Origin of the sequence: Zobellia barbeyronii (genome assembly GCF_018603515.1) — a bacterium.
GTDB lineage: Bacteria > Bacteroidota > Bacteroidia > Flavobacteriales > Flavobacteriaceae > Zobellia > Zobellia barbeyronii.
On sequence record NZ_JACATN010000006.1, the window covers coordinates 320,469 to 331,932 of the forward strand.

The following is an 11,464-nucleotide window of genomic DNA, read 5'->3' on the forward strand; positions in this document are numbered from 1 at the left end:
TGTTTTCTGAGTAATCTAATAGATTAATTTTTAATAAAACTGAGCCGTTACCGCGTCTATCTTATTTTCCCATGTATTTGCCATAGCTCTTTTATATGCTTGTTCTGATGCTTTTTTTCTAAAATCTGGGTTAGAATACATATGTTCAATAGCATTTGCAATATCTTCGGCTGTGCCATCTGTAGTAGTAGGTGTTATTTTTATACCACAATCTTCGGTCACAATAGTTCTCATTCCACTTATATTCATTGTTATAATAGGTAAACCAAATCCCATCGCTTCAGTTGCCTGGAGACCTGCCGTATCCCTTAAAGGGCAAAAAAGCATTACATCAGCATTTTCATATTCTTCGTGAACTTGGGAATAAGGAATCCAACCTAAATGTTGAATTTTTGAAGGATCTAGTTTATATTTCTTTATCCAACCTTGTACTTTCCCTCCCTGTTCTCCATCTCCAACAATAATGAGCTTAAAATTAACGTACTCTGGTAAAAAAGATAATGCCTTAAGTGACAATTCCAGACCTCTACGAGGTATTAATCTGCCTACCCACAATATTCTAAATTCCTCTGTAGGCTCCTTAGCATTAAATTGATTTCCCTCAAATTGTTTTGGCAGTGCTGAGTCGCTGACGCTAAAGTCGTGTCCTTCCTTGTAATATTTTGAAGTTTTAAGTAGTGTTTTTGTTTCTTCATTAACCGTTAAAATAACATCCGCTTTTTTTAAAGTTTCATTCAAAGAAGTATTGTACTTCATAAGAAATTCAGACATATATTTTCTAATTATCTCGGTACCCCATGAAGAGCCAAAATAAGGTTTAAAAATGGGTAATGACATCTGTCCACCACCTACTGGACCAAATATAATTTTGCAATCATCTAATTTATATAAGCTGCTACCTTGCTGAAAACTGCCATAACTAACGTGATGGGCAATATCAAAATTATATTTTTCATGTAAAGATACCGCTACATTTGAAGCCTTCTTTTTCCACAAAAAGTAATGCGCATAAATTACTTTTTTTGAATTATTAAGCCAGTATTTATCTGCAACAAAAGGAAATTTTATAGGTATAAAATGAAGGTTATCCAACTTTAGTTCTTGCTTCTCTTTTTCACAATCTTCATGATCCTCTGTATTCGTAATACACCATACTTCAAAACCTTTCGAGGCTAAGCCTACAGCCCATGACCAGCCAACACAATATTCAGAACCCTTATATGGCGAGCAAGCATATGCACTTAATAATACTCTCTTCATTTTAATTAATTAAAGAATAGACCATCGTCTAATTTTACCATTATAAAAATAACTTTCATGGTTGTCTCCTTACTGGTAAGGAAAGGTTTAAGCATTATTATAATTAGATTGTAGCTGAACCCTTACTCCTACTTTAGAAAAGAGGATTGTTGAACAACTATGACTTAAGACTATTAGTGGTTTGGTTTTAAACGTTTTTGAAATACTACAATGTACTACGATTATCCTACAAAAATAGGATTTTATAAAACAATAAATCCTAACCTCAAAGATCCTTAAAAATGCATAAATTCCCTAAAATCAAAGTTACTTGTATATAATAAACGTGTTGAACACCTTCATATTACGTCTTAAAAACTTTCACATAACATTATTCGGTCGATATAATTTGATTTTAATCGATTATTTTTAACTAAGTCTTTTATTTTTTAACAAAGGCTTTATCTTCGTCATCAATCTCAAGAGATGGAAACTCTTTAAAACATGCCTTTATATTTAAAGTGAAAAAAAATTGCTTTAAATGACTAAAAAGTCCCTTTTCATGAGTACAAAAACGGTGCACGTTAAAAATTGTTTATTAGGTTATGGTTATGCTTCCTTAATTGCCTATCACAAATTACTTAAAACAAACAATCACGAAGATATTCTGATACTTAGAAATGAGAATTCTACACCAATCTTTTCAATAGAACACGAGGGAACCCGTTTTAGTCCCCTACCAATTTTCCCTGTTGAAGAATCTGAGCTTTACAATTCAGATTTATTCGATGATGTTCCAAAACAAGATCCTATTTCAGTCAGCTTTTCCGAACTGACTAATTTTAATTATAAAGATCACTCTATAGAGGAGGGCTCACTAGCATCATTCATGCTATCTAATCAAGGTATTGATCAGAGATTATGTCTAGGGTTGAAACAATGGGGAGATTCAATGCTTTCTAAACCTTTCAGTCAAGTTCAGGATAAAATTAAAAGACACTACATATCAAAAAGCGGTAATACAAGAATAGGCTATGTAAACGGCAAATCAATTTTTAAGTATGCTATTAATAAGCTAAATCCTGAAGTATTAAATTACAGCAATATTCAGAAAATAGATATTGAGAAAAAAGAAGTTCATACCAATGATTACATCATTAAATATGAAAAATTAATTTCAACTATACCGTTTCATTATTTGCTTGACCTTTGCGGATTAAAACATAACCACAATACTGACTTCGCAAGCGCATACTTTTACTTCTTCAAGTATAAAACCGGTTTCAAAGAAAACCAAGTGGTGTATGATTGTGATTTCAATTCTGATATTCTCCGCGTTTTTTCAATAAAAAATGATTTTCTACTCGCTCAATTAAGAAGTGATAAGCACGGTCAGATACCTGTTGAAAAAATAAGAAAAAGAGTTCAAGAATTGGCGCCCACTATAGAGGGGTTAGAATTTGCACAAGAACTTTTTGTGCCCATGTGCTACCCATTAGAACTTATTACAGAACCTAGCACTCTTGAAAGTATTGCTAGACTCAAAGAAAACGAAGTAGTTCCTTTTGGACGATTTGGTGAATGGGGATATTCCGATTTACATGAGCTAGATTGGTCTAACATCTTTTAGTCAAACCTAGTACGCTTTCTTAAAAGGATATTGATTAAAGCTGAAATTAGTTAATTTTACATTTCACCTATCCATTAAAAAAAATAGCTGCCGAAAATCATATCGTTCCATCACTTTCATCTCCAATCCGACTTCAGGAATATGGTGTGGGGATTTTCATGAGTGTACCTACCAAGTCGGCATTAAAGAAAGTTCTCAAAAAAAAATATGTAGAAGTAGACGGTGCAATTGCTACGACAGCCACCTATATAATTGGTGGCGAAAGAATTACATTATCAATTCCAAACGAAACGGACTCTAGCAAAAAGTTGATTTTCCCTTTGAATGTCCTATTTGAAGACGAACATCTTGCTATACTACACAAACCTGCTGGTATTCTTGTTAGTGGTAATAGCTTTAAAACTATGGCCGATGCTCTACCTCAAAACTTAAAACCAAGTGCACTAATTGATACTACTAAACCACAACCCGTTCATAGGCTGGATTATGCTACAACGGGCGTTTTATTAACAGGAAAAACAGGGAGTGCCATTCGTAAACTCAATCAACTTTTTCAGGACAAAAAAGTTCAAAAAGTATACTATGCGGTAACTATTGGAGAAATGCCTCCGCACGGAAAAATCACCACTCCCATAGATAATAAGATTGCCGAGAGTCATTTTGAGGTTATCCAGTCCGTTGCTTCCGAAAAATACGCAACTCTCAATCTGGTAAAACTTGACCCGAAAACTGGAAGACGCCATCAGCTACGAAAACATCTAGCTTCCATAAGCAACCCTATTCTTGGGGATCAAACCTACGGTAGAGAAGGTTTTATTTTGAAGGGAAAAGGCCTTTACCTTCATGCCTATTCCCTAGAATTCATCCACCCTTTTACAGAAGAGAAAATCAGTATAAAAGATGATTTACCGGAACGGTTTACCAAAATATTTGGTTCTATTTAACCTGTATCACCCCGTGATTAAGCAAAAATTTCCCAATCTTTAAAAACAGGCTCATAGCCCTGTTTCTTTATCATTTCACTGATTTCCGCCGTAGAGCGTTCATCGGAAATTTCGAATTGCTCTAGAGATTCTGGTTCCGCTGTATAACCTCCCGGATTGGTTTTAGATTCCGCACTGATAGATGTAATTCCCAGTTTTATAATATTGTTCCGAAACGTTTCACTCTCCCTTGTGGACATGGAGAGTTCTACATCTTCATCTAAAAGTCGATATGCACAAATCAACTGAACCAAATCAGAATCAGTCATTTCAACTTTGGGCTGCACATCACCTTGATGCGGTCTCAACCTTGGAAATGAAATACTGTACTTGGTTTTCCAATAGGTCTTTTGCAAGTATCTTAAATGTAAAGCCGTATAAAAACTATCTACACGCCAGTCTTCTAATCCGAACAAAGCACCTATTCCTATTTTATGAATTCCAGCCTTTCCTAATCGGTCTGGGGTATCTAATCGGTAATGGAAATTCGACTTTTTACCTTTAGGGTGATGTACTTTATAAGTAGCTTCATGATACGTTTCTTGATATACCAAAACAGCATACAGCCCAGCCTCCATCAACTCTTCATATTCTTCTTGATCCATGGGCTGCACCTCCATACTAATATTTGAGAAATGTGTTTTTATTAACTCAATAGCATGTTTGATATACGCTACACCTACTTTTCTGTTGGCTTCACCCGTTACCAATAAAATATGGTCATAACCCAATGCCTTTATATGCGCAACCTCTTTTAAAATCTCCGCATCACTCAAAGTTTTCCGAGGAATTTTATTGGTCATACTAAACCCGCAATACGTACAAATGTTCTGGCATTCGTTAGACAAGTACATGGGCAGATACATCTGTATGGTGTTACCAAAACGCTTCTTGGTCAGCCCATGACTCCGCTGTGCCATTTCTTCTAGAAAAGGTTTGGCGGCAGGAGAAATCAGTGTTTTAAAATCATCTAACGAAATTTTATCTTTCTTTAGAACTGCTGCCACTTCTGCCTCGGTAACCGCATAAATTTCTTGCTCAAGAGTATTCCAATCATGTGCATCAAATGTTTCTCTAAAGGACATAAGGTCTATTTTAATTCAAAAATGAGGTAAGTGGACTACTAGCTTCAGCTACTTCTTTCATAGGAGCCAATTTTGCTCGGTACGCCATTCGGCCAGCTTCGACCGCCATTTTAAAGGCAATTGCCATTTCAACCGGACTTTGGGAAACTGCTATGGCTGTATTCACCAAAACAGCATCTGCACCAAGTTCCATGGCATATGCCGCATGAGATGGTGCTCCTATACCTGCATCTACAATTACCGGAACGTTACTTTGTTCAATAATAATCTTAAGAAAATCATCTGTTTTTATTCCTTTGTTACTGCCAATAGGCGCACCCAAAGGCATTACACATTGTACACCCACATCTTCCAATCGCTTGCACAAAACAGGGTCAGCATGGATATAAGGCATCACCACAAAACCTAATTTCACTAATTCTTCAGCTGCTTTTAAAGTTTCTATAGGGTCAGGTAAAAGATACCTTGGGTCTGGGTGAATCTCCAATTTCATCCAATTGGTTTCTAAAGCCTCACGTGCCAATTGTGCTGCAAAAACAGCTTCCTTAGCAGTTCTCACCCCAGAAGTATTTGGTAATAAGTTGATTTGTTCAGCATTCAGGCTCTTGAGCATATCATCAGACTTATTGTCTACCTCTACCCTTTTGAGCGCAACGGTAACCAATTCACTTTCCGAAGCCAGAATAGCTTCCCTCATTTTTTCCGAACTCGAAAACTTGCCCGTACCGGTAAATAACCTTGAGGTAAAGGTTTTATCTGCTATTTGAAGTGCATCTGTCATATCTAAAAATTTGTTTCCCTATCCCAAGGTTGTTCGTTGGTAGAAGACGCTTTCAAGAGTTTATGAAACGCATTTATTTTATTAAAATCCTTAGTTATTTCACCTGATGCTGCAATTCCGTAAACACCTGTTTTTAAAATTTCCAGCACATCATCTATGGTAATTCCGCCAATGGCGATAATGGGCGTATCTGATTTTAATTCCTCCACAATACTTTGATAGCCTATAAGTGGAATAATTGGACTCAAATTTTCTTTTGTAGTAGTAAACCGAAAAGGGCCTAAACCAATATAGTTTACTCCTTTTTTAACTAAAGCCAAGCAGTCATCCAAAGTATTTGCCGTACCTCCAATGATATAGTAATCACCCAAAAACTTACGGGCAACTGCTGGGTCGGCATCAGTTTTACCCAGGTGCACACCATCTGCCTTTACTTCTTTGGCAATTTGATAATGGTCATTAATAATTAATCGTGTCTGAAAATGCCCCGTAATTTCTCTTGCCTTTTCGGCAGTCTTTAACACCACACTTTTCTTTACGTTTTTTAAGCGCAATTGTACCAATTCAGCTCCCGATGTACAGGCTTTCTGAATGTTTTCTAAATGCTCTTCAGGCGTCTTTCCTTGAGAAATATAATGTAGTTTTGGTATAATCATAATCATGTGTTTCTATAAAATTCTTGCATCGCCTTAAAATCATCTATAGGCGTCTTACTATTCCAGATTCCTCCTAAAACTCCTACACCTTGAAATCCTAATTTTTGAATTTCTGACAAGTTGTTTTTGGTTACACCACCCATACCAATAATTCTTTTATCAATATGGTTTACATTAAATCCCCTACCCTCATATCCCTTCTTTGAAATAGATGAAAATACCGGACTCAATAAATGGTAATCAAATTCAAAACCGCAAGCTTCTAACTCTTCTGGTTCATGAAAAGAAGAACTAATGGTTTTTCCATACATACTAAGGTTTAAAAAATATTGACCTGGATTGTCTATATTATCCCGCCTTTTCTGTTCCTGAAAATGAATACCTTTTAAATTAAAGGTATTTACCAACTCATGATGATGGTGCACCACTATCTTATTATGATACTTCTCTTCTATTAAATTTAAATAGTCGCAATACTGTTGGTAATCCTTATTAGGTTTTCTTAAATGATAATATTCCAACCCTTCCTCAAACAGGCGATTAAGTATGTCTATTTCATTTATTACATCTTCTTCTGGTGCTATTAATACAATCATACTTTAAATCTATTTTTCAATATTTAGCCCTGATTCTAGTAACATCTTTTTTAGTTACTTTTTGTAAAGCTATAAAAGATAAAGTGTAAAGCAGGTTCCCGCCTCCAAATTGTAGAAAGTGATAGAAGTAAGATCACCTAACAACTATGAACTACAAATACACTTCTGACCCCTTATCTTTAAATTCTTTCGACTTTTCATCCATTCCTTTTTGTATTACCTCATTATTTACAATATCATTAGCAGCCGCAAAATCACGCACTTCTTGAGATATTTTCATAGAACAAAATTTAGGTCCACACATAGAACAGAAGTGGGCTATTTTAGCACCATCTGCAGGTAAAGTCTCATCATGATACTCACGAGCCAATTCCGGGTCTAGACCAAGGTTAAACTGATCTTCCCAACGGAATTCAAATCGAGCTTTGCTCAATGCGTTATCCCTATGCTGTGCACCTGGATGCCCTTTTGCTAAATCCGCCGCATGTGCCGCCAATTTATAGGTAACTACTCCAGTTCGTACATCATCTTTATTCGGTAAACCTAAATGCTCTTTAGGAGTTACATAACACAACATGGCACAACCAAACCAACCAATCATAGCCGCACCAATACCAGAAGTTATATGATCATAACCCGGTGCAATATCAGTAGTTAAAGGACCTAAAGTGTAAAATGGAGCCTCATCACAAACCTCAATTTGTCTTTCCATATTCTCCTTAATCATGTGCATGGGCACGTGACCAGGACCTTCAATAAAACATTGTACTTCATGCTTTCTTGCAATCTTTGTTAATTCTCCTAAAGTTTCCAATTCCGCAAACTGAGCTTCGTCATTGGCATCTGCAACAGAACCTGGTCGTAGACCATCGCCTAATGAAAACGCAACATCGTACTGCTTAAGAATTTCACAAATATCTTCAAAATGAGTATACAAGAAACTTTCTTTATGATGTGCCAAACACCATTTTGCCATGATAGAACCACCACGAGAAACAATGCCCGTAACGCGCTTAGCCGTCATAGGCACATAACGTAACAGAACGCCTGCATGAATCGTAAAATAATCCACACCTTGTTCCGCCTGCTCGATTAATGTATCTCTAAAAATCTCCCAAGTAAGGTCTTCGGCAACACCGTTAACTTTTTCCAATGCTTGGTAAATAGGCACAGTACCAACGGGAACTGGAGAATTACGAATAATCCATTCTCGTGTTTCGTGAATATTTTGACCGGTTGAAAGATCCATTATATTATCAGCTCCCCAACGACAGGCCCAAACTGCTTTTTCTACTTCTTCCTCTATAGAAGATGTAGTAGCTGAATTACCAATATTGGCATTAATTTTCACTAAGAAATTACGACCCAAAATCATGGGTTCTGCTTCTGGGTGATTAATGTTAGACGGAATTACTGCTCGCCCACGAGCCACTTCTTCACGAACAAATTCTGGTGTAATTTTATCTGGAATTGCTGCACCAAAATGCTCGCCTTTATGCTGCTTGGTAATCTCCGTCATTTCATCTATTCGTTGGTTTTCACGAATGGCAATGTATTCCATTTCAGGGGTAATCATACCCTGTTTGGCATAATGTAACTGCGTAACGTTCTTTCCTTTTTTAGCACGTAATGGTTTTTTTAGGAGTGTAAAACGCATGTGATCTAAACTAGCATCGTTTAAACGTTCATTACAATATTCCGAAGAATAACTATCCAATTCCTCTACATCTCCTCGCCCAACAATCCACTGCTCCTTTATTCTTTCAATACCATTATGTACATCTATCTTTTTTTCTGGATCCGTATATGGTCCTGAAGTATCGTAAACCGTAACAGATTCGTTTGGTTTCAACTTTCCTGTTAAAGAATCTTTAGTATCGCTCAACTCAATTTCCCGCATAGCCACCTTAAGCTCTGGGTGAATTTTTCCGCTCACATAGATTTTTTTTGAATTCGGAAACGGTTGTCTCGTAATATGATCTTGTTTTGGTGCAGTGTCTTTACTTTTCATTTTTCTGTGGCTAGGAGCTTCAAGCTAATTGCTTTTACTCGTTTATATATAGTTTTCTAAATTCAATTGATTTTTCGCTTTGCGCTAAAACTGTATTCCAATTATCCGCCTTGAGCGGCCTGAATAACCAATACCTTATCCTGGTCTTTCAACTCCTGGGTTTGCCAATTATTTTTTGAAACAACCTGTTCGTTTATAGCGACGGCCACACCATTTAAAGAAGAATCAATTTGTTGTAAAAATTGATGAATGGTAGTATTAGAGTTGACCTCTAACCGCTTTTGGTTCATGTGAATAGTTATCATACAGTATAGATTTATGCTGTAAGAATAGAAGTCTAGAAAAGGTCTTTGAAAAGAAAACATTCCTATAGAAAAAAACGGAATATTCTAATGAAAAGGTTGTAAACACCCATTGCGAGGTGTTATTCAACTTTTCCCTTCGGCGGTACTAACCGCATCAGGTTCAAAGGGTATGTCTCAGTTCCTTATTTCGGAACACCCCTAAAGCTTACCCTACAAATGTATAGAATGAAACTGTTATAAAAATGAAAAAACTGAAGAAGTTTGTTTTTTAGGAGTTATGTCGATAAACTAAAAATGTGACTATCTCCATTCTATCCTTACCTGAGAGTGATTTTATGGCACAAATAAAAAGGGAAGGAGCATTGCTCCTTCCCTTTTTACTATGTAGTTAATGGTTTGTTTCTTTATTTGTTTATGCCGCTCTATTTCACGACGATGAATTCCGAACGTCTGTTCATCTGATGTTGCTCTTTGGTACATGGTACCCCGTTGCTACAATCGTTCGTCAGCTGCGTTTCGCCAAAGCCTTCAAAAGAAATGCGGCCTTCATCGATTCCCTGTTCCACCAAGTACGCTGCCGTGGACTTCGCCCTGTTTGCAGACAGACGTAGGTTATAGTTATCGTTGGCCCTTGAATCCGTATGCGATCCTACCTGTATCTTCACATTGGGATATTCGTTAAGATACGCCAATACCTTGTTCAAACTGATACGGGCATCTTCACGGATAAAGTGCTTGTCGAAATCGAAATAGATCGGTTCGATGTTCAGGTACTTCGCCAAGTCGGTCCCGATAGGTGCCGACTTGTCCGTTTGTGCCAATACCACTTCTATGCCCGTGGCGTCCTTCGCGTTCACCGTGGCGAATATCTTGTCGCCTTCGTCGTAGTCCGTTTTCGTGGCCACCACTTTGTAGTTTCCGTCCTCACAGTTCCCTTCCATGGCGAACGCACCGTTGGCGTCCGTTTCCGAGCTCGCTATCAGGTTCTTCTTCGTATCGTATACCTTGATGGTCGCGTTGGCAAGCAAGGCTCCCGTCTTCTTGTCCTTCACCACCCCGGTAATGTTCGTATGGCAGGTAAAGTCCAATGGTTCCTTTTCTACAAAACTGTAGATATCGTCGTTTCCCTGTCCCCCTTTTCGGTTCGAGGCGAAAAAGCCCTTCTTCGTTCCCTCGTTCACGATATATGAAAAGTCGTCCTCTTCCCCGTTCAACGGTCTTCCTACGTTAAGTACCTTGCCGCTATCGTTCTTCAAATCCGTTCCGAATACATCGAGACCTCCCAGTCCGGGATGTCCGTCAGACGAGAAATATAATATGTCCGATGCCGTTACGAAGGGAAAGGTCTCCCTCGCCTCCGTATTGATCTGTGGGCCCAGGTTCTGGGGTGCACCGAAAGTACCGTCCTCGTTTATCTCTACCGAAAAGATATCCGACTCCCCTGCCGTTCCCGGCATATCCGAGGCGAAATATAGCTTTGTCTCATCATTGTTCAAGGTAGGATGTGCCACCGAGTAGCTGTCCCCGTTAAAGGGAAGTTCTACGATATTGCCCCACTCTTCATCAATTAGATCGGCGCGATATATTTTTAGTCTGCTTATCCCTTCCTCGTCCCTGGAGAACTTTCCGTTGTTGGAGTTGTTCCTCGTGAAGTACATCGTCTTTCCGTCCTTGGTAAAGGCCGTGGAGGATTCATGGGTCTTCTTGTTCAGTTTCCGGTCCAGCTTGTCCAGTTCCGTGAAATTGCCCTGGTCGTCCCCGGTAGCCTTGTACAGGTTCAGAAAGGCGCCGTTGTTCCATCTGTGGATGTTCTTGGATACCAGTCCGCTGTCCCTTGCCGTGGAAAAGACCAGGTCCTTCCCGTAGAAAGAGGGCGCAAAATCCGATACCTTGGAGTTCAGTCCCAGGTTCTTCAGTTCGTACCTCCCCGAGCGTTCCTCGATCTGTTCCAGGTAGTCCTCGTTGTTGCCGAAGGCCAGGGCCCGCTGGTCGTTGGACCTTGCCGTCTTGAACTTGTTCATCCAAACGTCAGATGCATCGTACTTTTCCAGCGATTTTAACGTCTGGGCGTACCGGTACATGTATTCCGGGTCGATATCCGTTATCCCCAACTGGAACAGTTGCCCGTACCAATTGGACGCCTCTTGGTAGTTCGCGTTCAAATAGTTCGCGTTACCC

At 38.5% G+C, this 11,464-nt stretch carries 10 protein-coding genes and 1 riboswitch; of the genes, 2 read left to right on the forward strand and 8 right to left on the reverse strand.

All coding sequences use genetic code 11. The features are described from left to right. Positions 1-30: 30 nt before the first annotated feature. Positions 31-1,260, reverse strand: a complete 1,230-nt coding sequence (locus HW347_RS18775) for a glycosyltransferase (protein ID WP_214613268.1) — start codon at positions 1,258-1,260, stop codon at positions 31-33. Positions 1,261-1,801: 541 nt separating this feature from the next. Between HW347_RS18775 and HW347_RS18780 the strand changes: the two genes are divergently transcribed. Next, positions 1,802-2,869 (forward strand): hypothetical protein, encoded by a 1,068-nt coding sequence (locus HW347_RS18780; RefSeq protein ID WP_214613269.1) that lies wholly within the window; start codon positions 1,802-1,804, stop codon positions 2,867-2,869. 158 nt (positions 2,870-3,027) lie between these two features. Then, positions 3,028-3,813 carry an RluA family pseudouridine synthase gene (locus tag HW347_RS18785; RefSeq protein ID WP_214613270.1) on the forward strand — a complete coding sequence of 262 codons (786 nt, stop codon included), beginning with the start codon at positions 3,028-3,030 and terminating at the stop codon, positions 3,811-3,813. A 17-nt stretch (positions 3,814-3,830) separates the two neighbouring features. Here HW347_RS18785 and thiH read toward each other — a convergent pair whose 3' ends face one another. The 7 genes from thiH to HW347_RS18820 all read right to left on the reverse strand — a co-directional run. Next, a complete protein-coding gene (thiH, locus tag HW347_RS18790) occupies positions 3,831-4,937 on the reverse strand; it encodes a 2-iminoacetate synthase ThiH (RefSeq protein ID WP_214613271.1) in 1,107 nt (368 codons plus the stop codon). Positions 4,938-4,947: 10 nt separating this feature from the next. After that, entirely contained in the window at positions 4,948-5,718 is a 771-nt protein-coding gene (locus HW347_RS18795; protein ID WP_214613272.1) for a thiazole synthase, read from the reverse strand. A gap of 2 nt (positions 5,719-5,720) precedes the next feature. Then, a complete protein-coding gene (gene thiE / locus HW347_RS18800; RefSeq protein ID WP_225901985.1) occupies positions 5,721-6,374 on the reverse strand; it encodes a thiamine phosphate synthase in 654 nt (217 codons plus the stop codon). 2 nt (positions 6,375-6,376) lie between these two features. Further along, on the reverse strand, positions 6,377-6,970 hold the full coding sequence (locus tag HW347_RS18805; protein ID WP_214613273.1) for a thiamine phosphate synthase: 594 nt from the start codon (positions 6,968-6,970) through the stop codon (positions 6,377-6,379). 151 nt (positions 6,971-7,121) lie between these two features. Next, positions 7,122-8,981 (reverse strand): phosphomethylpyrimidine synthase ThiC, encoded by a 1,860-nt coding sequence (gene thiC, locus HW347_RS18810; protein ID WP_214613274.1) that lies wholly within the window; start codon positions 8,979-8,981, stop codon positions 7,122-7,124. Between the two features lie 101 nt (positions 8,982-9,082). Then, entirely contained in the window at positions 9,083-9,286 is a 204-nt protein-coding gene (gene thiS / locus HW347_RS18815; RefSeq protein ID WP_214613275.1) for a sulfur carrier protein ThiS, read from the reverse strand. A 114-nt stretch (positions 9,287-9,400) separates the two neighbouring features. Then, positions 9,401-9,496: riboswitch (TPP riboswitch) on the reverse strand. 212 nt (positions 9,497-9,708) lie between these two features. Further along, on the reverse strand, positions 9,709-11,464 hold a 1,756-nt coding region (locus HW347_RS18820; RefSeq protein ID WP_214613276.1), incomplete at its 5' end, for an OmpA family protein.